Source organism: Bacteroidota bacterium (genome assembly GCA_016714535.1).
Taxonomy (GTDB): Bacteria; Bacteroidota; Bacteroidia; order AKYH767-A; family OLB10; genus JADKFV01.
The window spans coordinates 142,083-166,926 of sequence record JADKDR010000001.1; the positions used below are offsets into that span (position 1 = coordinate 142,083).

Consider the following 24,844-nt stretch of genomic DNA (forward strand, 5'->3'; position numbering starts at 1 on the left):
ATAAGTCATACTCTGCTTTTTTGCTGTTGTTTCACAAGCACAAGAAAATCTATCCTTGTCGAAATTCGTTTGGTGAAAACACCAGTCGCAAGCAGAGCAAACACACTTTCCTGAATATTTATCAATCTCTTAAAAATAAAAAACGCCTGCAAAATTGCAGGCGTTCCTTGCGTTTTATACACAAATAAAAAAGATTTTACTGCTTTATAATCCGAATGGTTTCTTGCTTCTCATTCAAATTCAATCGAAGAAAATAAACACCATTTGAAAAATCAGAAATATCAAAGTTAAATTGATTTGCCTCCTCACGGCACAATAAAACATACTCACTTACTACTCTGCCTGTCACATCATTAATGGTAACTGATACTTGGTCACTCTTTTCATAAACAAAAAGCAAGGCAAACTCTCCTGAAGTTGGGTTTGGTGAAACTTGTATTGAACCTGATATTAATTTATCAGAAGCAATTCTTGCAGGCACTAAAACTACTGCTCCGTTTCGCGCACACTTTTTATTATCTTTAACAGTTACCGTATATGTTCCTGGCGAAAGGCCGGTAGCTGTTTGTGTGGTTTGTGCTGGAGAAGTATTCCATGTGTAACGATAAGGAGTAAATCCATTGGCAGGATTGCAGGTAGCACTTCCATTATCAAACAAAGGTCCGGTAGGATCAAGCTTGGTAAATGACATGGTAATTTGAGCAGGTTGTGTTAACGTGCGCGCAACCGTGGTAGTGCAATTATTTGCATCTGTTACGGTACATGTATATGTACCAGCAACCAGATTAGATAATGATGATGTTGTTTTATTGTTGCTCCATAAATAGGAATAAAAACCTGTTCCTCCTGTTGCCGTAAGGTTAATGGTTCCGTTTTTTTGACCATAACATTTAAGATTTGCTCCGGTAGTAGTAGCGGCCACAGCAAGTGGTTCGGATATGCTAAATGGATAGCTGGCCACATTGCAAAGGTTTTCATCTTTGGCTTCGAGGGTATGAGCTCCTGCAGGCAAACTATAACTAACGATTGGACTATACACTCCACCATCTACCGAAAACAATACTGGCGCTGTTCCAACCGAAGTAGAAACAAACAAAGTACCATTATTACCAAAACAAGAAGCATCGGTAGTGGAATATGTTGCCGAAACCAACGGATGAATTTGCACTTCGGCCGTGGCAGTATTGGTGCACCCTATATAATCGCTAACTGTAACTGTATACGTAGAAGTTGCGCTAACTGAAGCTATCGGATTTTGAGAGGTTGTACTGCTTAAACCTAAGGCCGGACTCCATTCATATGTGGTAATAATGTTGTTTGATGACATGGTAATTTTCCATCCCCATATAGATCCTGTATCTTGCGCATAAGCATCAATAACTTTTATTTTCCATGTGCCATTAGCCGAACCCGTTAAGTTAGAAAATGACTGCTGAGGTGCGTAGGTTCCATTAAATGGTGCGGTGTTATTTCCATTGCTACCAATTACATTGGTTGCTGCTTTGCTAAAAATAGTATGCGAAAATCCATCACCACTGCCGCCCACTCCATTTGCCAGTGTAATGGTGCTATTATCGGGCGCCACTAATCTTATGCTCAAATCTGCATCCCATGTGTGTGAAATGCTATCAATTTCTATCGAAATTAATTCAGCAGCTGTACCGCTTGATACAACGTTCATTGGGGATTCAATTCCCGTAGTATTTTGATCGGGAATCGAAATACGGTTGGTATTTGATGTTGTTAGTGGCGGTCCACCCATCCCGATGGCTGCAGCAATAGCATCCATAGCAACAGGCACATTAGGGCAAGCGTCTCCTGCACTTCCGGTTAACGAAGGTTTGGCGTTTAATACAACATTGGTGGTAGCAGTTCCTGAACATCCACTGTTAGTTGTAGCTATAACAGAGTAACCTCCTGCATTAGCCATGGTAGTGTTTGTTAAAACTGGATGTTGCTCGGTAGAATTAAAGCCATTGGGGCCTGACCATGTATAGCTGACGCCACCGGCAGCCATTAGCGTAACCGAACTACCCTCGCACACGATGCCTGTATTTGCAGCATTGGCCAGTGGATTTGGATTAAAAGGTCCATTAACTCCTACGGCATCCCATGCATTTTTTGTTTGAAGCTGCTCATTACTGCATGGCCCAAAAATATCTACCGCTGCTTGTAAAGCGTATCTGCGTGCATCTGAATATTGCGAACCCGAAGTGAGATAAAAATTATTATTGCGATAAGCGATTAATGCAGCTGTATTTATACCAAGGCCGGTAACATTGTAATTAAAACCAAAGTCGTTTGTACCAACACCACCAACGGTAAGCAAATAGAACCAAAAATTTTGCACTCCTGAATTAATATGTACACCGCCATTGTCGCCCGTACCTGAATACCAGAAAGATCCAAGATAAGTATCCGGGTCAGAAGCAGCGTTAGGGTTATTCATAAATCGCAGGGCATCTCCAGAGGTGGCGGGAGTATAACATTGGTCGCCAATAAGCCAATTAGCGGTGCCGGGAAGAGCGTAAAAATCAACACAGGTTCCAAAAATATCACTAAACGATTCGTTTAGTGCTCCTGACTCATAAGAATAAATAAGGTTCGAAGAATTTCCAGTAACACCATGTGTTAATTCGTGCCCGCACACATCAATGGTTGTAAGTGGCGAAAAGGTAACTCCGTTACCATCACCATAGGTCATTACCGAACCATTCCAAAATGCGTTGTTATAATTATTAGAATAATGGATGTAAGAAATAAGTGGAGCTCCGGCATTATTAAAACTATTTCGGTTATGCACATTAAGAAAATACTCGTAGGTTGCAATTGCACCATGATGGGCATCGTAAGCAGCATTATCCTGATTGGTGATGCTATCCCAAACATTATCATTATCAGTAAAATCCACAGCGGCTCCATAATTTGTACCCTTGTTCATATCATAGGTAAATATATTAGCTGCATGGCTATAATCGCGAAGGCGAAAACTGGAAGCATTCAGACTGTCTGTTTTTATAGTTTGCCAACCGCTATACTTGGTAAGGGCTGTGCCTGTGCTTACAAATTCACATATACGATTTATCTTCTTAACCACGTTTCCTGATTGTGCATCAACATAAACAAAATCGCGACTCATTGGCTCGTGTGCATATATATCCATCTTCCAACATAACAAATATTTATTCTTCGATTCAGAATCAGGATTTTTTATGATCACCAACTCGGGCACAGGATATAAGGTTGCCTGCTGATTTCCCGATACCTGCTTGTGCCATTTTTGTTCGCCAGTAATCTCCCACTTATATTTTAATGCTCCTATTTCAGCTTTGGCAATTAGTATGGAATTTTCTTTAGATATTGTGGGAACAACGTTTAAGTCAATCTCACTTAAAAACTCTCCATTTGCATGCAGTACTGCATTTCCTTTTTCATGCAGAATAAACTCTCCTGTCTCTACCATGATAGCTTTATAATGCTGTTGATAGCGGTGATGGGTAAAACCCAAATTGTCAGCATCGCTTCGTTGCAAAATAAATGAGTCATCATTGCCAATACCCAGTATGGGCTTTAGTTCAATAAAAGCAAATTGCTTTGCCACTTTTGCCTGCTCTTTAAAGACGATAAAATCTGGCTTGGTTGCATCTGCATCAAACTCTGCAAATGCTGCTGATGATTTACTATCATAAAAGACCTGAAATCCGGGTTTCATTTGCGCCTTAACGCAAAGCGAAAAAACAAGATTAATAATAAGACATGTAAGTTTATTTTGCATTTCCTTATTTTTTATTTTGATGTTTCACTATACACACCAACTACCATTACCGGTAGATCTACTTCCATGGCATTTTCATCAAGCGCCTTAATTTCCTTTAAGTAAATTGAATCACCTTCTTTCATTTCCTTTATTCCCTTGCGGGCCATAATAGGCATTCCAAATTCACCTATTCCAAAGTCTCTGAAAGCATATGGTTCTTTTACAATGATATTAATCTGGAAATTTTTAAGAACATATTTCTTGCCATTATCGCACATCACTTCCAGTTTTTCTAATTCGCTCCAAGCTATCATTTGCTCGGCTGTAGCTTTATTGCTCATTTTTCCATTTACTACTAAGCCTGTCTTAGTAGGAGCTTTTGCTTTTGGGGCCGGTTTCTTTTTTGTTTGAGCAACAGCGGTTACTGAAGCCAACACTATAACTGCAAACAAAACAGTGAGTAATTTTTTCATTTTTTCTTATTATAAATTTGAATCGATTTGATGATTTAAAATATTTTCGTGGTTAGCAACACTTTGTGCAAGATGATTTTTAATGCAAATTAATTGTGGTGATTCATGTTTAATATTTAATCGCTGAGCAATATGATTGGATACTTCTCTTAGGTTTATTAAATCCAATAAGTAAATATTCTGCGGTTGCGTTTCTGTTTCCGCCATAAAATTCTTGAGCACCATTCTGCTTACACTGCATCGCGTACTGTGTTTAAAAATCATTGCCCCCGATATTTCGGAGGCAAGGACATTTTCAAACTGTTCAATAGATTCTAGATTCTTCCAAGGCATAGGCTTAAAAATAAATTATTATTCTTTTTTTGCAAAGCCCATAGCTACGGCCAATTTATCAAAATCAAGTGATTCGGCAAAAGCCAAAAACTCTTTTTCAGTTTTATAACCATTTCCTTGAAAGGTAATAACCGATGAATAAAAAGGCATGCTCATATAAGCAACACCAGCTGCTCCCTCTTCGCCATCGGCAGATATGTTAAAACGTAATAATGCCTTGTGCTCCTTTACTACCACACGCTTACCAACTTCTCCTTCGGGGTAATCATCTTTATTATCTAAAAACATATTAAGCGAAGACAGTTGTGGAGAATTAGGTTGTAACGTTAGGCTAATGGATTTTCCTTCTTCATTATAGTATTGACGGCTAACCTGCATGCCAGCACCCATAAGAGTTCCAAGGCTGGTTACCTGATCGTTAGCTACATCGCAGTTAAGACCTGAAGAAGATACCGGTAAACCTGTAAGAATCTGTGCACCCAATATTTCGTTAATAATATTGATACCTTCCTGTAAACTTGCAGCAGCTTCCTTATACTTTTTTTCTTTTACGTACTCACCGCCATCTTTTAACATGCGGTTAATTTTTTCCTCTTTGCTTTCTTGTGCAATTGCACCTGCATACATACAAACAGCAATGGCTGCTAAAAAAACTTTCTTCATAATTTTTCTAATTTTTGAGATATTTTTAATGAATGGCAAATTTACAATAAAAATATTATGCTACTCATAAAATATGCCAAATACTTAATTACCCTTTTTTTAATAAAACATCAGTTTTACCAGATGTGTCAAACTAATTCGCAATTGATTGAGCTAAGATTTTGGCAATACGGTCTTCCATCGATTCATTGGAAATAGTTTCGCGTAAGCGATCAACCATTAATGGAAACGAAAACGGGCTGAACGATTCGGGAGTTGTGATATATATGCTGGAAGTCGCAATTCGTTGCAAGGTGCTAAGCAATCGGGCTTCTTCTACCTGATATTGCAATACCTCGTTTAATGCCTGCCGCAGGAGCAAATTATGTCGGTCGTACTCGCTAAATACTTTGTAAAAAAGTGCTGAATTAGATTGCAAATGCCTGGTTTTCATTTGCTGTCCGGGGTTGCCTTGAAATACCAAGCCTGCAATAACGGCAATGTCTCTAAATCGTCTACGTACCATTTCGGTGGCATTGATGCCCTGTTGCAAATCATCTAAAAAATTTTGTTGACTTAATAATTCAAGAACATTGTTTATATTCAATGGAATTTCCGAATCGCTTAGCAATTCGAAACCATAATCATTCAGTGCAATGGAAAAAGTCATTGGTGCCACACGCGAAAGTCGGTGAGCAAGCATGGCCGCCATTGCTTCATGCACACTTCTTCCTTCAAATGGATATACAAAGACATGATATCCCTGATTGGTTTTTATTTTTTCGATAAGCAACTCTCCGGTACTTGGCACACGCGAATATTGAGCTTGAGTTAGCAGCAAGGGTTGCAGGCTTTTTAATTCGAGCTCTTGCCGGTTGCCTCTTGCCGCGCGATTCAGCTGCAGGCGCAGCATGGTTCCCAAATTAGATGAAAGGGACATACGCCCACCCATCCACGAAGGCACTAATGCTTTGGTCGACTTACTTTTGCGAGCAAACGCAGTCATTTCATGCATCTTTATAAACTCAAGATTTTGTCCGGCAAGGCTGAATACATCTCCTTCGTTTAGACGTGAAATAAAATACTCTTCGATGGTTCCAATTCTTTTCCCATTTAAAAGTTTTACTGATACGATTTGTTCACTTACTATAGTGCCAATACTTAAACGGTGGCGCATGGCGATTTTTCGATCGGTAACTTTCCACAATCCTTCCAGAATTTCAATTTTCTTAAACTCATCATATTTAGAAAGCACTTCGCCACCCTGATGCAAAAATTTCAAACACCAATCAAACTCATGCCTGGCAATAGTAGCAAAGGCATGTGTTGTTTTAATTTCTTCAAACACCTTATCGGGATAAAATCCAATACCGGTAGCAAGTGTGGTTAGATATTGCAGCAGCACATCGAAACACAACGTATATGGATACCGTGACTCAAAAATTCCCTTGTCGATAGCAGCGCGTAGGGCTGCACATTCAAGCAGTTCAAGCGCATTGGTGGGCAAAAGAATATTTTGCTTTTTGCTCCCGGCTTATGTCCACTGCGGCCAGCACGTTGCACAAATCGCGCTATGCCTTTGGGAGAGCCAATTTGTATAATGATATCAACGGGGGCAAAATCAACTCCGAGGTCGAGGCTCGATGTGCACACCACGAGTTTCATCTTATTGGCGTGTACAGCTTGCTCTACCCACTTACGCACTTTGCTGTCTATGCTGCCATGATGCAAGGCCATAGCGCCTGCCAGGCCGGGCATTATGGTTAACAGATGATGATACCATATTTCGCTTTGCGCTCGTGTATTGGTAAATAATAAACAAGAATTACAATTTTCTATGATGGGTATGAGCGATTGGCTCATACGAATTCCTAAGTGACCGGCATACGGATAGCGCTCATCACCGGGAGGCAACACAGGAATTACTTCTATCTCTTTTTTTAATTTAGATTTTACTACAACGCCCTGATGCTTGATACCCAAAAGTGTGGTAAGCGATTGATCCATATTTTCGATGGTTGCCGAAATGCCCCATATAAGAAGCTTTTCACTTGTCATGTTTGCTATTCGCGATAATGCCAATTCAACTTGCACACCGCGCTTACTGCCTATTAATTCATGCCACTCATCGACTACGATTGCACTTAGCTTAGCAAAGAAGCGACTACATTCCTTTGAGGCAAGCAGCAGGTGAACACTTTCGGGGGTAATAATTAAAATTTCGGGCATTCGTTTGGCTTGTTGCGCTCGCTTTGCGGTAGTGGTATCACCATTTCGAACACCTACTTGTATTGACAAGCCAAGCGCTTTTATTACCTCATTCATTACTTGTTCGGTATCGCGCGCCAATGCTCGTAATGGGGTTATCCAAAGTAATTGTAAGCCATCGGTATTTCTCTTTTTGTTGCCATGCCCATTTATATAATGCATTAAAAATGGCAGCAAGAGCGCATAGGTTTTTCCAAAGCCGGTTGGCGCATTTAGCATTCCGCTGCGGCCGGTTAAAAAGTGATGCCACGTTTCTGATTGAAAGTCAAATGGACTAAAGCCCCTGCTCTCTAAAAAATCGAGAACACGCTTATACCCATCCGTAGCCTTGTATTTTGAATTTGATTCTGGCATTAATAAATAAGAATTATCAGAATCAATATTTTATTTAGTGGCGCTTATTACTTTACATACTCCTTAAAGATAGCGTTTAGCCACTTTAACATTAATAACAAGAACAGGGTGGCGCCAATAAGCAAACCAAAATTCAACCAAAAGAAATAAGTCTTGTCAGCATATTCATCCCACAAACTGGCAAGCACACCGCTCAACTTGTTACCAATAGAAGTAGCTAGAAACCACCCACCCATCATGAGCGAAGTTATCCTTTGCGGGCTTAATTTAGAAACTACGCTTAGCCCCATGGGGCTAAGGCATAACTCACCAATAGTGATTACACCATAATTGGCAATGAGCCACCATAGCGATACTTTTTCGGTTCCATTGTTGCCAGCCATAACAGCACCTACCATAACCAAAACTGATAAGGCTGAAACAAAAAGTCCTAATGCGATTTTAGTGGGAGTTGATGGTTCGCGCCTAAGCCTTCCTAACCAGGAGAAAAATGCAACCACAACCGGAGTTAGCAATATAACCCATCCCGGATTAATAGACTGACTTAAATTAGGTGCCCATACACTAATCTTATCGCCATCGCGAGGCAACTCGGCCTTATTCATATTATGAAAGTATGAAGGATAGTCATAGATGGTCATTGTTTTGCCATTGGCATCGCGTTGCAGCCTAAACTGCGCATCATATAGGGTAACCGTGTCGCGGGTATAAGCAATATCCTTACTTAGCTTAAGGCTTTGCATTACCGTTTTTGTAGTTCCATTAATTTCGCGGTTGGTATAGCGATCGGCCCAGGTATTAAGTGCGCTACCGTTTAATTTAAATACGGCCCAAAAAAGTATTACTACTCCAAAAATTGCAAGTAAGGCACCAATGGGTTTTTTCTCATGCGCTTCGGCATTAAAATATTCGCGTAAGTAAAAATACAAAACCGGAATGCAGGCAAACACAAATGCATCGGTACTATCACTTCCAAAAATATTTCCTTTGGGATTTGTGATGGTATCTGTTACTCCTTTTATAAGCCATCCACCAATTCCGAATACTACAGATGGTATTAGAATCATCCAGACAATTCTGCTCAATGGCATATCGCCCGGCTTGGTACCTTTTATAATATCGAAATCTTTGTAGTGTTTTGTTCCTATTAAAAATACCAATACCCCAATAAACATACCTACGCCTGCTGCCAAAAACGCCCAAGCCCATCCATAAGTAAGATATAATGCCGCGCCAAAAAAATTACAGATAAAAGCACCAATATTAATACCCATGTAAAAGATATTATAGCCAGTATCTTTAAGGTGCTTATGTTCGGGAGTTGAATATAAATTTCCGAGCAAGGTACTTATGTTAGGTTTAAAGAAACCATTGCCAAAAATAACCAACGTCATAGCCAGATAAAGCATAGGTTTGCTATGCACACCCATGAGGCAATAGCCAATACCCATAAGCAAGCCTCCCATAATAATCGACTTGCGATAGCCCAAATATCGGTCGGCCAATAATCCTCCAATAAAAGGCGTTAAAAATACAAGAGCTATGAAAGTACCATACAAATCGGCACTTTCAGCTTCGTTCATAGAAAATCCGGCTTTCTGATCTTTAAGATATAAGGTAAAAATACCAATCATGAGATAGTAACCGAAGCGTTCCCACATTTCGCTAAAGAAGAGATAGGGTAACCCTTTAGGATGATTTGTTTGTGACATAAATTATTCCGCTATTATTTTTTGAAAATGCAATAAAGGCAAAAATTCAATTTAAAATGAAATCTTCTTCTGTTTAAACTATACCAACTAAAATGTCTTAAAGAATTAGCACTTTAAAAAAACAAACCTATGACACAAAAAAGATTGTTATCCATTCGTTAAAAGGGTATGCTTTAACAGGAATAGACTATTTTTGTTTCATCTTTTAAAAATCAATTCAAGCGTATGAAAAAAATATTGTTACTTAGTTTAATCACGGCTATAGGAATAACAGCCTTTTCACAAAATGAAAAACGTGCAGACAAAAATGAAATAGGACCTTTACGGGAAAAAGAATTCAGGGCTAAACTGTACCATCCGTTTGAAAACGCTACCCCCGAGTACATTAAAAATATACGCAAAGCGATAGATGCCATGCCGGGCGAAGAAAATATTATAAATGGTAAAGTCAGCGCTATTTCGCCATGGAAAACTTTGGCCCAAATGGAATTAATGCTCCGGTATCGTCAATAAAATATAGTGGACGCATTGCCGATGTTGAATATGTTGGAAATGGCAGCGTGCGCATTGTTTCAGCAAGTGGTGGTGTATGGCAAATGGACAGCATATCGCCCACCCAAATTGTAAACTATCCAATAAGTGATAATCTTGACTGTAATGCCGGAGGCGCGATAGCAACTGACCCTACCAATAGCAACACCATTTGGGTGGGCACCGGAGAAGGTGGTCTTGGCGGTGGTTGTGGACTTTATAAAACTACCGACAAAGGTCAGAGCTGGACAAACATTCCGCTTTCAGTTACACCAAGTGCTTGTTATCATTTGATACTACTGAATACCATTCCACAAAAATTTTATTTAGCAACCAATGTTGGATTATATGTTTCTCAAGATGGTGGCCTTACATGGACATTAAAATACAACAGCAATGTTTCGGATGTTACTATCAATTACAACAACCCTGATATTATTAATATAGCTGTTTGGGGTAATGGCATTTTCGGAAGTACAGATGGAGGAGCAACCTGGATAAAAAACACTTCAGCACCAGCAACTAATTTTGGCCGAACAGCTCTTACCAATTCGCTTTCTGCACCCAATGTAATCTATGCAAGCGTAACAAATAACAGCGACAACCTTACCAAAGGAATCTACAAATCAAACGATGATGGAGCCACCTGGAGCACTTGTGCTTTTGGGGTAGACCTGCTCGGTAACCCTGCATCAGGCGAAATACACTGGGGACAAGGCTGGTATAATAATATCATTAAATCTGATCCGAATAACAGCGATTTGGTAGTAGTTGGTGGCGGTGGCCTATGGCGCACCACTGATGGAAATGTATTTAACGAAGTCAATGTTGGTCATGTTGACCAACATGCCTTGGCATTTGCAAGCAATGGCTGGGTTATTTCGGGCAATGATGGAGGACTATTTGTTTCGAAAAATTCAGGCTTTTCTTTTAACGCTATTAATGATAGTATTAATGATATGCAGATCACACAGTTTGTTGACATGTCTGTATCTAAAGCTGGCGCCAATACAATTGTAGGCGGTACGCAGGATAATGGGGTTGTTTACCATACCAATGCATCGGGTAAGTGGGCAACAACCGGTGGCGATGGCGGTGGCGTGTTAACAGATCCTTATACCACAGATAATATATATTATGCTGTTGGTGTATTTGGTGGAAACATTTCGTTTCGCAGGTTTATAAGTACCAATGGGATGGCACAAAGCGCGGATGTGAGTGCAGGACTCGACCCGCATGGCGACTGGTATCCAATTATGCGCTACGATGATCAGGCAGGCACCCTATATACCGAAGGCGGACCCTATATTTACCGTACCGATAATCTAGGAGCAACATGGAGCAAAGAGAATTTGAATAACCCATTTAACAATGGTGATATTTATGACTTTGTAATAGACCAAAGCGGAAATATTGATCCGGGAATTTATTCATTAGTTTCCTACAGCGGTGGTCTTTCGCGCATATGGGTACGCGATCGTAATACCCAACTATGGGCTGACCGTACAGCAGGCATTGCCACAAGTTTGCTCAAAGGCCGAATTAAAACAGATCCATTTAATCTGGATGGCATTTATGTGTGTATAAGAGATATTGATGCCGGGGCAGTTGGAAAAAAAGTATTTTACTCACCTGACCAGGGCAATACATGGAATAATATTTCGGGCAACCTGCCAAACTTTTCGGTTACCGACATTTTACCTTCACCGGTAAACAACAACATCATATATATAGCCACCACCGAAGGAGCGTTTCGCACCCTGGATGGCGGTACCACCTGGTCGCGCTGGAGCTATGGCTTGCCACGCAGAGTAGAAATAACACAACTTGATTATGTTGACAGCACAGCCATTAATGGCAAACTCACTATCTATGCAAGTACCTATGGACGTGCATTATGGAAACGCGATGCCAGTGATGATGACCCGCTTGCCATTTCAAACGGAAATGCATCTAAGTCTTATTTTAAAATATATAATCCATTTCCAAATCCTGCCAATGATTTTTGCTTCATAAAATTTCAAAATCCAAATCAGCAGTTACTTACTGTTGAAATTTATAATCTTTTAGGAAAAATGATTGAAACACTGCCACAGCAACAGTTTGACAAAGGCCTGCAACATGTAAAGTATAATACAGATAAATTAACAAAAGGCATTTATATTATTCAAATCAATACAGCATTGGAAAGTTATTATACAAAATTTGAAAAAATGTGACACAATTAATAAATTAGAAAAATAACAAGCTATAATTTATGAAGCTATCCATTTACTATTTTCCCATTTCAACTAATTTATATATTTACACTCTAATCTATAAAAATATATCGTTATGAAATCACAGCACACAGCACACAAAACGCAGCAGCCTCATTCGTTTTAGAACATGCCATCAAGCTAAGTCGGATATTTATTCTATCATTAATTATATTACTTATTAATTACAAAAATGCGAAATGCTGCAACCCAACTACAACTACCTATTCTTCGCAAACCATTAACACCAATCAAACCATTACTTAAAATATGCGCTTGTTATCGGGCACAACTCTAATTATTACGAATTGCACGTTACAATTTGATGCAGGGGTAAGTATTATTTGCGAGCCCGGTTCTTATATGCAAGTAGTAAATGCCACACTTACCAATAGTACCACAACAGCTTGGCGCGGTATTCGGTTAATTGGCAATCCTGTAAATACTTTTGGGTCGGGGGCAACCTGCGAATTGCATGGAGCAACGATTCGCAATTCCTATACAGGAATTGAAGCAGCAATGGGGAGCACCGTTTCATCCGTTTACTCCTTATTTGATGCCAATGTTGTTGGGATTGAGTTAGGCACGGGTGGTATTTGGAATGCAATAAGTTTCACAATTGCTGAAACACGTTTTACTTCATCAACGAATCTGATAGCACAATGCTCTACATTACCAATTCAAGGACTTACAAAACCTTTAGCCGGAATTATTGCAAAAAATATTGGCACTTTAGACATGACACCTTTTGTAAGTCCATCAACCGTGGCATTTGATAACCTTAACAATGGAATTGTAAGCACCCGAGGAAATTGTATTGTAAACAATTGCAAGTTTGAAGAAATTAGAAACTATGATATGCATAGTTTCAATTACAAGGGATGGAGTTTACGCAAATGGGGGTTCAAGTAATTTTTTAATTGTTCAAGGACAACAAAACAATAATATTCCGGTTGACTTTTACTCATGCGATATTGGAGTGGAGTTTAATAATATTATGCCAACTGTTACCAATTGCAATATGAATGACATTTTTCAGTATGGTGTATTGGGGCATAGGGCATTTGGATTATTAACTGTAAATGCCAATAATATAAACTCATTTAATCATGGTGTATTTATTAATGATGTAACACAAGTGCAGGGTGCCTTTATTGATGCAAACTCTATAATCTTGAATGTTCTTATTGGCGCGCCCAGCAATGGCGAAGCTATTCATTTAGCAGCGTTAGCACTTAATAATAATTACATGGAAATTGCAGAAAATGATATTGTCATGCACAATGGAGTTGCAGGAATCAGATGTATTGGTATATCATCCAATGTCAATAACAATGGAACTATGTATGTACACCATATTCATAAGAATGGCATATCAATGGACCATACACTTAAAAGTTCGATTGGGATAGATATTGTAAAATGCGAAGCTATAAGAGTTACATGCAACAATATTATTTCTACAATATTAGGGCCAACTCTATTCCATCAAGGAATAAATATGACTGCATGCCCAACTGCCCAAATCGGCTGCAATAAAATGACTAATACGTATTATGGTCTTGCAGTGCATGGTAGTAATTCGGGTTCATTAATTCGGGAAAATCATTTTCGTAATCACCAAACAGGATTATTATATGATGCTAATGTAACAGTTGGTCAGCAACTTTTTGCAGGTAATACTTGGGCAGTACCTTCTGTATTGGATGCTTTGAACATAAATAGTGCTTTTTTAAATGAATACTATTATAATGGTATTGGAACATTATATGAACCAATAACAGTAATTCCACCTCTTGGATGGTTTATTCAGCAGCAAGGAATTGATCCATCAGATTGTCCTGAAGACACTTTAGTTAATTTGCCATTTGTTTGTCCATCATTTATTACAGGCGATACGATTGATTTGGAATTTGCAGAGAAGATTGCAACCAATCAATATGTTACAAGCGAATTTCAAGAAGGAATCTTAGAATAGGAAAAAGAAATTTTATATAACAAAATTGAAAATGATTTGATAGCAGCAAATGCAAGCACAGCTATTCAAAATTTTTACAATAATAATGCAACTACCAAATATAATAAGTACAACGAGATCGTAGATAATTTAAATGCGCTTGGATCAGTAAACTCATTAATAAATGGAGAGGCTTTAAATTACATGGCGAGCCTGTTGACTGAGTTAATTAATGCAAGAAGTTTATTTAGTACCTTAAACTTAAATTCAACTTCTATTGAAATACATAATGCAATTCTACTATATACCAACAACTTGAATAATGGAATATTTTCGAATAAGCCCGATGCTCAAATAGCTGCGAGTTTGATGTTTCAAAAACAAACCGCCATAGATGATATAATCGATGTAATTAATAGCATAACAGAAAATGATGTTTTCGCATCCAATCGTAAAGATGCACTAAGAATAGTTATTAAAATATTTGAAAATGAGGAAATAGTATTAAATCAAAATGAAATAGATTTTGTAAACAGCCTTGCCTTCGACTGTCCCTATATAAAAGGTGATGGAGTTTTTATTGCGCAGGCCATTTATAACTTAATTAATTCTTCACCTGCAAATTTTGATAATACAGCGCAGTGCGCAGTTTTCGGTGTAACTTACAAATCAACCTTAAATGCTAACGGATTAGATGAAAATGTACAACAAGATTTGAATGTATTTCAAAACTTTGAAAATGTAAAATCAATAGAAGTATATGATTTAGCTGGAAAATTAGTTGCTATTTCAAATAGCAAGAATTCTAATTTCATAAAACAGCATCTTAAAGAAAATAATTTCTATATTATCAAGCACACCTCAATTACGAATGTAGTAACCTATTCAAGATTATTTTATATCGAGAGATAATGAAAAAGATCTTAATATTTTTAACCCTTGTTATTATTTTTGTTTTCAATGAAACAAAAGGTCAAATGAACTCGTACTTTATGTATGGATTTGACAAAAATCCACCTTGGGGAAAAGGCTATGTGAATTTTTCATCAGGTTTGACTATTAATACTATAAACAACAATAGGAGATTAAATTTTCTACAAACAAATACTACTATGGCTGATTCTACAGGAAATTTGCTTTTCAGCTCAAATGGTTTGTTTATAGTTGATAGAAATGATAGCATTATGATGGGTGGAGATAGCATAAACTTATATAGTGCTGCTTATTCATTGGGTTCTATTAGTGTAGGCTGGGGGTGCAATCAAGGCTTGTTAAGCATTCCTCACCCAGGTCACCCAAATGAATATTTAATGTTTCAAGTTCAATTTAATAATGATGACCCCAATGTGTACTGGATTAATGAAATAGACTATCATCACATCAGTATGGATAGTGCCGGTGGAATGGGCAAGGTTATATCTCATAATAATTTAGTGTTGAATGATAGTATGACCGAAAGTTTTTTTTCGGCTGTTAAACATGGCAATGGTCGTGACTGGTGGCTTGTAAAACTACAGCGCAATACAAATTCCTACTTTAAATTTTTAGTAACACCTACAGGCATAACAATGTCAACACAGGCACTTGGCCCCATTGGAGAATCGGCAACTTACGAGGGGCAATCTGCCTTTAGCCAGGATGGCCGTTATTATGCAAGGGTAGATACACGTTTAGATACCACTTGGATTACAGATACAAGCCAAGTTGTACTTATGGAATTTGACCGATGCACCGGAACATTTAGCAATTTAATTGTTGATTTAATTGATAGTGGCTATGTTGGCGGTGTTGCTTTTTCTCCTAATAATAAATTTTTATACGTGGCTACAGGATTGCACATATACCAATACAATTTGCAGGATGGTAGCAATATGGTCAATACAAAAAAAATTATTGCTACTTATGATGGATACGCATCTCCATTTGCAAACTCTTGGGCCACCTTCTGGCAAATGTTTGTAGGTGCAGATAAAAAGATATATTGTATCACCCAATCACAAAGCGATAATATGACCGTAATCAATCAACCTGATTTGTTTGATACACTGTGCGATGCCCAACCGCATAGTTTTCATTTTGGTATTCTTAACAGTCGCACTTGCCCAAACTGGCCAAACTACGAGCTTGGCCCCGAGATAGGCAGTATTTGCGATAGCCTTGGCTTGGCACAGCATGAGGTAATTACTTCAATGGGTTTGCAATTATTTCCAAATCCTGCAAATGGGTTTTACAATATACACTACTCTATACCGGGCAATACCACAGCACTTGCCACCGTGTATGATGTAAGTGGTAAGAAAATAGAGCAACATAATTTGTATGGGCATTTTTCAAACCTGCAAGTATCCACTGCAATGTACACACCGGGCTTGTATGTAGTTAATGTAAGTTGTAATAATGTGAGCGAGAGCAAACGGGTTTTGGTGGTGGAGTAATAATTTTCATCTTTTTTACAGAGCTATAATTTGGGTGGAATGTGTAATTTTCTACATTTGCACCCCGTTTCTGAATCCATCCAATTGCAAAATATTTTAATTCTTATATAATCTAAATTTAACTATGAACAAGAAAATTTTAAATCTGGTTGTCGCATTATTTGGGTTTTCAATGATGTCGTATGCCCAACCCGACCCAGCACTTATCACCATTGATGGTGAAACGGTTAGCAAGTCTGAGTTTGAAAGGGTTTACAAGAAAAACAACACCAAGGATGTAAGTTTTGACAACAAAGCAGTGCGTGAGTATCTAGACCTTTACATCAACTACAAACTAAAGGTAAAAGCAGCTGAGGAACTACATATGGACACATCAAGCGCTTTTATGAATGAACTTAATGGTTATAAGAAACAATTGGCTCAACCATACCTTACAGACAAGGAAGTATCGGAGGGTTTGATAAAAGAGGCGTACGACCGCATGCAAAAAGATGTACGAGCAAGCCATATCCTTGTAAAATGCGCTGCTGATGCATTGCCAAAGGATACAGTTGCAGCTTACAATAAGGCCATGAAGATTCGTGAGAAGATAATGAAAGGCGCAGATTTTGCTACCATGGCACGTGATAGCAGCGAAGATCCTTCGGCCAAAGAAAATGGAGGTGATTTAGGCTACTTTACTGCTATGCAAATGGTTTACCCTTTTGAATCAGCGGCATACACTACACCAATTGGAAAGTTATCCATGCCAGTGCGTACTCGCTTTGGATATCATATTTTGAAAACTGTTGATATGCGTCCTGCTCAAGGTGAAATTCATTGCGCTCATATTATGGTAAAGTGTGCAGACAACGAAACTAGCGACAGTGTTAAGACAGCGGCAAAAGCAAAAATTGAAGAGATAGCTGCAAAACTCAAGCAAGGAGAAAAATTTGAAGACCTTGCTACCCAATTCAGCGATGATAAGGGCTCGGCAAAAAATGGCGGAGTGCTACCCTGGTTTGGCACAGGGCGTATGGTTCCTGAATTTGAACGTACTGCCTTCGCTTTAAAAGGTGATAACGAAGTAAGTGAACCTATCAAATCTTCGTATGGCTGGCATATTATCAAGCGACTTGAAAAGCGCGGCCTCCCAACCTATGATGAAAAGAAAGGTGAACTTAAACAACAAATTCAAAAAGACAGTCGTAGCGAGCTTAGCAAAACAAGCATGTTAAATAAGATAAAAGCTGAATACAAGTTTAGTGAAAACGCGGCTAACCGCGATGCGTTTTTAGCAACCCTGGACTCCTCTATTATTAAAGGTGAATATGCTCCTGACGAAAAAGCACCGTTAACAAAACCAATTATGACGCTGGGCGAAAACACCTACTCACAACGCGACTTTGCAAATTATCTTGCTCTGCATCAAGTGCGCAGACCTTCTGGCGAGCCTATGTCAGTTGGCTACAGCATGTATCAGGGATTTGTTGATGAAGCATGTATCTCTTACGAAGAAGCTCGTTTAGAAAAAAAATATCCGGAATTTAAAAACCTGATGCAGGAATATCGCGATGGAATTTTGCTATTTGATTTAACTGATAAATTGGTTTGGAGTAAAGCAGTTAAGGATACTACAGGGCTAAAAGAGTACTACGAAAAAAATAAAAATAACTACATGTGGGCAGAGCGTATAAATGCAAAAATATACCAATGTGCCACGCCTGAAATTGCTGCTTCGGTAAGGAAGATGCTGAAGAAAAAGAAAGACGATGCTGAAATGTTGCAGGAAGTAAACAAAGACTCTCAATTGAACTTAACCATAAAGGAAGGCAAATACAGCAAAGGTGATAATGAAATTATTGATGGCATAACGTGGACCAAAGGAATTTCGGCCGACATGCAAAAAAATAATCAAACGGTATTTGTTGATGTAAAGGAAGTATTGACGCCAATGCCAAAGGCCCTTGATGAAGCCAAAGGGATTATTACTGCCGACTATCAGAACCATTTGGAGAAAAATTGGATCGAAGAGTTACGTAAAAAACACCCCGTTAATGTAGATGAGGCTGTGCTTAGAACCATCATCAAAGAGTAAATCACTTGACAAAATAAATTTTATAAAAGTGAGTAACATGATAATATGTACTCACTTTTGTTTTTTTGCATAGATGAATACCGGATTGAAAAATATATTGATTGCATGTTTAGCGATAAGCATGCTAGCTTCTTGCAAAAATCCGTTTTCGTTGAATGAAACTGAAAGTACAAGCAAGATTAAAATTGCGCAGGTTCATGACTTTGCATTGTATACAGACGAAATATTAAAAGTATTGCCCGAAAAATTGAGCCCTGCCGACAGCATTAAATTCTTAAAAGCATATGTTGACAACTGGACACGCGAAAAAGTATTACTTCATAAAGCCTCGCAAGGAGAAGATGCAAGTAACGAAACCATTGAAAAGCAAGTAGAAGAATATCGTAAATCACTCATTCTGTATAATTATGAACGCACGGTAGTGCTGCGCATGCTCGATACCATTGTAACCGATGATGCTATACAGGAATATTACGATAACAATCAGGCAAATTTTCAATTGAAAGAAAACATCACACGTTGCTTATATGCACGCTTCCCGCGAAATGTAAAGAACCTGCAAAAGTTTAAGCAATGGCTCATGAGCAATGATGAGAACTCACGTCAGCAGGTTGACAATTTTTGCTTTCAGCATGCCACCGATTATTTTTTAAATGATGATGTATGGATGCCCTTTACCGATATAATGATGCGTACAGGAATAAAAACTTACAATCAGGAACAATTTCTTCAATACACCAAAGTGATTGACATTCCTGATAGCAACAGCAATATGGTGGTGAAATTTTTCGATTTTAAAATAAAAGAAAGTATGTCACCGTTGAGCTTTGAAACCGAGAACATAAAAACCTTATCATAAATAAACGCAAAAACGAAGTACTTGAAAAATGGCGTCAGAGCACTTACAACAATGCTATTAAGAATAACGAAGTACAATTGTTTTTCAAGTAGCATTTATAAACATAAATTTAATTATCAATATCGACACTAATGAAACTGTATAAAATAATATTTGTTGCCTCAAGCCTGCTCTGCGGCACTATAACGCTATGTAACGCACAACCTGCGGTGGCTGATAAAATAGTGGGTATAGCGGGCAGCAAAATCCTTTTGCTTAGCGAAGTTGAGCAAAATTATCTGGAATGGATAGCACGTGGCAACTATGCAGACGAAGCCATGAAATGCAAAATATACAATCAGTTGTTGCTTAATAAGATGATGTTGCATCATGCCATATTAGATAGTGTTGAAGTAAGCGAAGGGCAAATAACCGATCAGCTGGAAAGCCGTTTCCGTTATTTTATAAATCAGTTTGGTGGAGAAAAAGAATTGGAAAAACAATACGGCAAATCGATAGTTGAATTAAAAGAAGAATTCCGGCCAATAGTACGCGATCAGATTATGATTCAACAAATGCAGGGAAAAATTTCGAAAGCTACTTCGGTAAGTCCGCAAGATGTACTCAACTACTATAACGCGATACCAAAGGATAGTTTGCCTTTAATAAATTCGGAAATAGAATTTTCACAAATTGTGATGATGGTATCATATAGCGATGCCGCAAAAAAAGATTGTATTGAAAGATTGAAAGGGTATCGTGATCGTGTGATTAATGGCGAAGACTTTGCAGCATTAGCAGTGCTATATAGCGAAGACCTGGTATCGGCCAAGCAAAGTGGCGAGCTGGGATTTGTTAACCGTGGCGATCTTGTACCTGAATTTGAAGCAACCGCTTTTAAACTTAAGCCGGGCGAGGTTTCGCAAATCGTAGAATCAAAATTTGGTTATCACCTTATTCAAATGATTGAACGAAAAGGCGATATGTTTAATGCACGTCATATTTTGCTTCGTCCAAAAGTTGGCACTGAAGATAATATTAGCGTTGCCAACAAACTCGACAGTATTGCTACCCTGGTAAAATATGATAGCCTTAGTTTTGCTCAAGCTGCATCGCGGTTTTCAGATGATTCTGAAACACGATATAATGGAGGCAAAATGATAAATCCACAAACCAGCAGTATTCGATTTGAAGCCGATCAGATAGAAGGCAGCATATTTTTTCAACTCGATCAATTAAAGCCCGGAGAAATAACAAAGGTTTTACCTTACACCAATCAGGAGGGCAATACCGGCTATCGAATATTACAACTCAATAAGCGTACATCCCCACATGTTACCAACCTTAAAGATGACTATCAACGCCTGAGCGAAGCAGCATCAAACGAAAAATCGGAAAAGGCCATGATGGATTGGATTAAGAAAAAGAAAGCGTCTACCTACTTCCGCATTGATGATCAATTTGCACAATGCGACAATGAGTACGGATGGAAGGAATAATTACTTCCATTCTTAAGCAAGTGAAAGGTAGGACTTAAAAAGCCAACGCGTTTACATTAACATCAACATCATGTGGATGAATCAGTTTGCTATCTTTCAATTACAACCTACTGAAGCAAAGGCATTAATATTTACTTCAAAAGTAAAATCAGTTTAATATAAGCTTGCTGTTAAATTTATTGCTGTTATTATTTAGTTCGACAATATAGCAGCCTTTACTAAAGTCAGTTAAGAGTAGCGATTCTTTACCTACTAAATTTTCTTTGCGCAACACCACTCTACCTGCCACATCATATATAGTGATGGTATAAGCCTCGCGCCAGCCAACGTTAATATTGATGATTTCGTTTGCCGGATTAGGGTAAATGGAATACTGCGATTGCAACCAGTTTTCGGTGCCACCAAGCGAGAAGTTGCATCCATTATAGGCGGGCACAGAAGTGCTTGTGTCAACAATAATATTTTCATCACCCGGTAAATATATTGTCCAATAAAAATAAATAAGCATCATTTCGTCAGTGGTAGCCTCTCCAAGATATACCGGTTGCGGTGGTGAGTTAGGATTAAATGGATTGGAGGCCGTGTTGTTATAAATGGCTTCTGAATGCAGTACCGTCCCTTGTGGTACTTTCATAGGCTTCCGGAACCAATACATATTTTGCCAGTGAAAATCCCATTTGGGAATATCAACCAATCGAAGTGTATCGTTAAGCGGAGTTATTCCATGTGCACGTATTTCGGTGCCCACCAGGTGCATGTGCGGAGCACATGCCAAGAGTGTTACATTTGCCGGAACAGTATAGTCACATGTAAAAGTCCGCATGCTATCGGCAGGAATGTAAAGGAACCCTTCATTAAGATCTCCATGATTTAAAATAGGATCAATAGCTACTTCGCGTGTAAAGCCAGAAGTGCTCCATTTTAAATTTACTTTGGTACTATCCCATTGCCCGGATGTACCTATCGGATAATGAATTTGTAAAATAATATGCGAGTTAGCTTTAAGTTTAATGCCCATGCCTGTAGGGAAAAAGTTGGCCTCGCCTCCGGGAGCCCATACACCAAGCAATTCAGCTGAATTGCTTCCAATACCACCAAAAGCGGTATAGCCTGGCCCGGGATCGGCATTATCTAAATTGATAACCGTATTTCCCTGATCGGCAAAAACAAGTACATGATGCACAATGTTGCGATTGCCCGGAATAACCTCAAGCCCTGAAATAAACTTGTCAACTGCATTCACATTTTGAATTACAAAGCATCGGTACAAATCAGTTGTAATAGGAGGTATTTGGTAAAGTTGCATTTGTGCCGTCACATCGGGATTGGCAATTAATGCAGTAGAAGCATAAACCGGAGGAGTAGGGGCATTTTGCATATTACCTTGTTGCGTACCGTTTATCACCCAATTGTGTATGACATCTTTTTCATCTTGCGTAAGTACTTTTTCGTGTGCATACGTTTGATAATTTTGGTCGGGGGGCCATGGTGGCATAATGTTGTGTTGTACAAACGAATCAATTTCTTGTGCGTAACTGATGGCATCAAAATAATCTACAAACGATTGATTCTTTGCAATGCCATTGGGATTATGGCACGATGTACATCGTGTGTAAATAACACATGCTGCCTGATCGGCCCAGGTTGCCACTTGGGCATTCGCAGTAAAGCTTGAGATTGAAATGGCAAAAAGAAAAAATAATTTTTTCATCCGTATTTTTTTTAAAATTCGATTTAGCAAATATAAGAAAGTTTAAATATAATGAAATATTAATAAGTCAAATAACACAGTAAACCAATTTACCCATTTTCCCTTTTAGCTTTTGGGACTTGAGTTGCAGGTAAATGCAAACTCTGCTCACGAAATTGGATATTGCGGAAAACGATTGCAACAATTAATATTAATAAACAACTTATAACACAATACTTTCATCTATTGAAGTGCTCGCTACTTCTCCACAAAAATTAATGCTTGAAGTGGCGTTGCCCGGTGATGACCATGCTAAGGTTTTGTGTGTTGCAATATTGAATACTGTCGCTATCCTTGATGCTGCCACCCGGCTGCACTACTGCTACTATGCCTGCTTGGTGTGCTATCTCGACACAATCGGGAAAGGGAAAAAAAGCATCGCTTGCCATAACTGCTCCTTGCAGGCTATGTCCAAATTCGGCAGCTTTGCTGATGGCATGCCGTAGTGCATCTACCCTGCTCGTCATGCCGCAACCGCTGCCAAGCAATTGCCCGTTGCGGGCAAGCACAATGGCATTGGATTTATGATTTTTGCAAACCTGGTTTGCAAAAATTAAATCGGCCATTTGCGAGGGTGTTGGTTTTGTAACGGTAACTGTATTCCATGTTGCACTTGCTTGTATTTCATTTCCATTATCGGCCTGCTGCCAAATAACTCCGTTGAGTAAACTTCGAAACTGACTTGTAGGCTTTTTGAATTCTTTGGCAAGAAGCACAATGCGGTTCTTTTTTGATTTAATAAGTTCAAGGGCATCGATATCGATAGCCGGTGCAATGAGTATCTCCATAAAAAGGATATTCATTTCGGCAGCTACTGCTGCATCGATGTTGCGGTTGGCTATTACTATGCCACCAAAGGCACTAACAGGATCACCGGCAAGAGCGTTGATGTAGGCTGATTTTATATCTGCGCTTGTGGCTATGCCACAAGCGTTATTATGTTTGATGATGGCAACGGCCGGGGCTGAAAATTCGCTGATATAGTTGAAAGCCGCATCTATATCTAATAGATTGTTGTATGATATTTCTTTACCGTGCACTTGAGTAAACAACTGGCTCAGGTCGCCAAAATATTTTCCTTGTTGATGTGGGTTTTCTCCATAGCGAAGTGTGCGGCTTTGAAGCTGGGAGCTTTTGAAGAAATCATCTTGCTTATCGAACCACTTGCAAATGGCAGCATCGTAATGCGATGTTATTGCAAATGATTTGCCGGCCAGTGCTTTGCGTTGCACCAGGTTTGAATCACCTTGTTGGTCGCTTAATATGGTTAGCGCCTCTTGGTAATCGCTTTGTGATGGGATTATTACTACATCCTTGTAATTTTTTGCGGCACCACGTATGAGTGCTATTCCGCCTACATCTATTTTTTCTATAATATCATCATGTGTTGCATTGGATGCTGCGGTTTGCTCAAACGGGTATAAGTCAACTATTACCATATCGATGGGTGGTATTTGATGTTGTGCTGCCTGCTGTATATCTTCAGCATTATCTCTGCGATGCAGAATGCCGCCAAATACAGTAGGGTGCAGTGTTTTTACACGGCCCCCAAATACTTCGGGAAAACCGGTAAGGGTACTTACATCGATAACATCAACTTGTAAACTTTGAATGTACTGCGAAGTACCACCGGTTGAGTAAATGGTGATGCCCAACTTTTGCATTTGTATAATGATAGGCTCTAATCCATCTTTGTGATAAACGGATACTAAGGCGGATTTTATTTTTTTTGTTGAGGACATGATACTGGTGGGTTATTATTGAACTGGAATAATTGTTTTTAGTAAGGAGAAATGGATTGGCAGCAGGGCCTTTTGCGTGAAGGATGGTAGCGGATACCCCGCAGTAGCCGGGCCTTGCGGGCAGCACGAGGAGTATGAGCGAACAGCCTGACCCTTGCGGCTGGTGGTGGGCAGTGGGGCACGCCCAACCCTACCTGAGAGAAATTCAACATTAGATT

Annotated in this window: 16 protein-coding genes and 1 pseudogene; 9 read left to right on the forward strand and 8 right to left on the reverse strand. The window is 38.9% G+C overall.

Going from position 1 to position 24,844, the window contains the following annotated elements:
- Positions 1-196 precede the first annotated feature (196 nt).
- The 6 genes and pseudogenes from IPO27_00630 to IPO27_00655 form a co-directional block, all read right to left on the reverse strand.
- The gene (locus tag IPO27_00630) at positions 197-3,775 is read right to left on the reverse strand and encodes a M4 family metallopeptidase (protein ID MBK8845119.1); all 3,579 of its coding nucleotides are present in this window, start codon (positions 3,773-3,775) and stop codon (positions 197-199) included.
- Between the two features lie 11 nt (positions 3,776-3,786).
- The gene (locus IPO27_00635) at positions 3,787-4,230 is read right to left on the reverse strand and encodes a hypothetical protein (protein ID MBK8845120.1); all 444 of its coding nucleotides are present in this window, start codon (positions 4,228-4,230) and stop codon (positions 3,787-3,789) included.
- A 9-nt stretch (positions 4,231-4,239) separates the two neighbouring features.
- On the reverse strand, positions 4,240-4,563 hold the full coding sequence (gene ytxJ / locus IPO27_00640; protein ID MBK8845121.1) for a bacillithiol system redox-active protein YtxJ: 324 nt from the start codon (positions 4,561-4,563) through the stop codon (positions 4,240-4,242).
- An 18-nt stretch (positions 4,564-4,581) separates the two neighbouring features.
- Complete coding sequence (locus tag IPO27_00645) at positions 4,582-5,226, reverse strand: hypothetical protein (protein ID MBK8845122.1); 645 nt, start codon at positions 5,224-5,226, stop codon at positions 4,582-4,584.
- Between the two features lie 133 nt (positions 5,227-5,359).
- Positions 5,360-7,827: pseudogene (locus tag IPO27_00650) on the reverse strand (ligase-associated DNA damage response DEXH box helicase).
- Positions 7,828-7,874: 47 nt separating this feature from the next.
- Positions 7,875-9,539 carry a peptide MFS transporter gene (locus tag IPO27_00655; GenBank protein ID MBK8845123.1) on the reverse strand — a complete coding sequence of 555 codons (1,665 nt, stop codon included), beginning with the start codon at positions 9,537-9,539 and terminating at the stop codon, positions 7,875-7,877.
- 225 nt (positions 9,540-9,764) lie between these two features.
- Here IPO27_00655 and IPO27_00660 point away from each other — a divergent pair, with 225 nt between their 5' ends.
- The 9 genes from IPO27_00660 (at position 9,765) to IPO27_00700 (ending at position 21,134) form a co-directional block, all read left to right on the forward strand.
- Complete coding sequence (locus IPO27_00660; GenBank protein ID MBK8845124.1) at positions 9,765-10,052, forward strand: hypothetical protein; 288 nt, start codon at positions 9,765-9,767, stop codon at positions 10,050-10,052.
- Complete coding sequence (locus IPO27_00665) at positions 10,004-12,289, forward strand: T9SS type A sorting domain-containing protein (GenBank protein MBK8845125.1); 2,286 nt, start codon at positions 10,004-10,006, stop codon at positions 12,287-12,289. The genes IPO27_00660 and IPO27_00665 overlap by 49 nt, the downstream gene beginning before the upstream one ends.
- A gap of 309 nt (positions 12,290-12,598) precedes the next feature.
- Positions 12,599-13,240, forward strand: a complete 642-nt coding sequence (locus IPO27_00670; protein MBK8845126.1) for a hypothetical protein — start codon at positions 12,599-12,601, stop codon at positions 13,238-13,240.
- Positions 13,182-14,306: a hypothetical protein gene (locus IPO27_00675; GenBank protein MBK8845127.1), complete on the forward strand. Its 1,125-nt coding sequence runs from the start codon at positions 13,182-13,184 to the stop codon at positions 14,304-14,306. The genes IPO27_00670 and IPO27_00675 overlap by 59 nt, the downstream gene beginning before the upstream one ends.
- Positions 14,307-14,342: 36 nt before the next feature.
- The gene (locus IPO27_00680) at positions 14,343-15,197 is read left to right on the forward strand and encodes a hypothetical protein (protein ID MBK8845128.1); all 855 of its coding nucleotides are present in this window, start codon (positions 14,343-14,345) and stop codon (positions 15,195-15,197) included.
- 65 nt (positions 15,198-15,262) lie between these two features.
- Positions 15,263-16,720, forward strand: a complete 1,458-nt coding sequence (locus IPO27_00685) for a T9SS type A sorting domain-containing protein (protein MBK8845129.1) — start codon at positions 15,263-15,265, stop codon at positions 16,718-16,720.
- A 124-nt stretch (positions 16,721-16,844) separates the two neighbouring features.
- Positions 16,845-18,797: a peptidylprolyl isomerase gene (locus tag IPO27_00690; protein MBK8845130.1), complete on the forward strand. Its 1,953-nt coding sequence runs from the start codon at positions 16,845-16,847 to the stop codon at positions 18,795-18,797.
- A gap of 85 nt (positions 18,798-18,882) precedes the next feature.
- A complete protein-coding gene (locus IPO27_00695) occupies positions 18,883-19,656 on the forward strand; it encodes a hypothetical protein (protein MBK8845131.1) in 774 nt (257 codons plus the stop codon).
- 131 nt (positions 19,657-19,787) lie between these two features.
- Positions 19,788-21,134, forward strand: a complete 1,347-nt coding sequence (locus tag IPO27_00700) for a peptidylprolyl isomerase (protein ID MBK8845132.1) — start codon at positions 19,788-19,790, stop codon at positions 21,132-21,134.
- Between the two features lie 148 nt (positions 21,135-21,282).
- Here IPO27_00700 and IPO27_00705 read toward each other — a convergent pair whose 3' ends face one another.
- Together IPO27_00705 and purH are read right to left on the reverse strand one after the other, a co-directional pair.
- Positions 21,283-22,845 carry a T9SS type A sorting domain-containing protein gene (locus IPO27_00705; GenBank protein ID MBK8845133.1) on the reverse strand — a complete coding sequence of 521 codons (1,563 nt, stop codon included), beginning with the start codon at positions 22,843-22,845 and terminating at the stop codon, positions 21,283-21,285.
- A gap of 254 nt (positions 22,846-23,099) precedes the next feature.
- On the reverse strand, positions 23,100-24,626 hold the full coding sequence (gene purH, locus IPO27_00710; GenBank protein ID MBK8845134.1) for a bifunctional phosphoribosylaminoimidazolecarboxamide formyltransferase/IMP cyclohydrolase: 1,527 nt from the start codon (positions 24,624-24,626) through the stop codon (positions 23,100-23,102).
- Between the last annotated feature and the right edge of the window lie 218 nt (positions 24,627-24,844).

What these genes read in the sequence shown, in the direction of transcription:
- IPO27_00630 (MBK8845119.1), bottom strand. Translation starts at nt 3,775, where the DNA reads ATGCAAAATAAACTTACATGTCTTATTATTAATCTTGTTTTTTCGCTT.
- IPO27_00635 (MBK8845120.1), bottom strand. Translation starts at nt 4,230, where the DNA reads ATGAAAAAATTACTCACTGTTTTGTTTGCAGTTATAGTGTTGGCTTCA.
- ytxJ (MBK8845121.1), bottom strand. Translation starts at nt 4,563, where the DNA reads ATGCCTTGGAAGAATCTAGAATCTATTGAACAGTTTGAAAATGTCCTT.
- IPO27_00645 (MBK8845122.1), bottom strand. Translation starts at nt 5,226, where the DNA reads ATGAAGAAAGTTTTTTTAGCAGCCATTGCTGTTTGTATGTATGCAGGT.
- IPO27_00655 (MBK8845123.1), bottom strand. Translation starts at nt 9,539, where the DNA reads ATGTCACAAACAAATCATCCTAAAGGGTTACCCTATCTCTTCTTTAGC.
- IPO27_00660 (MBK8845124.1), top strand. Translation starts at nt 9,765, where the DNA reads ATGAAAAAAATATTGTTACTTAGTTTAATCACGGCTATAGGAATAACA.
- IPO27_00665 (MBK8845125.1), top strand. Translation starts at nt 10,004, where the DNA reads ATGGAAAACTTTGGCCCAAATGGAATTAATGCTCCGGTATCGTCAATA.
- IPO27_00670 (MBK8845126.1), top strand. Translation starts at nt 12,599, where the DNA reads ATGCGCTTGTTATCGGGCACAACTCTAATTATTACGAATTGCACGTTA.
- IPO27_00675 (MBK8845127.1), top strand. Translation starts at nt 13,182, where the DNA reads ATGATATGCATAGTTTCAATTACAAGGGATGGAGTTTACGCAAATGGG.
- IPO27_00685 (MBK8845129.1), top strand. Translation starts at nt 15,263, where the DNA reads ATGAACTCGTACTTTATGTATGGATTTGACAAAAATCCACCTTGGGGA.
- IPO27_00690 (MBK8845130.1), top strand. Translation starts at nt 16,845, where the DNA reads ATGAACAAGAAAATTTTAAATCTGGTTGTCGCATTATTTGGGTTTTCA.
- IPO27_00700 (MBK8845132.1), top strand. Translation starts at nt 19,788, where the DNA reads ATGAAACTGTATAAAATAATATTTGTTGCCTCAAGCCTGCTCTGCGGC.
- IPO27_00705 (MBK8845133.1), bottom strand. Translation starts at nt 22,845, where the DNA reads ATGAAAAAATTATTTTTTCTTTTTGCCATTTCAATCTCAAGCTTTACT.
- purH (MBK8845134.1), bottom strand. Translation starts at nt 24,626, where the DNA reads ATGTCCTCAACAAAAAAAATAAAATCCGCCTTAGTATCCGTTTATCAC.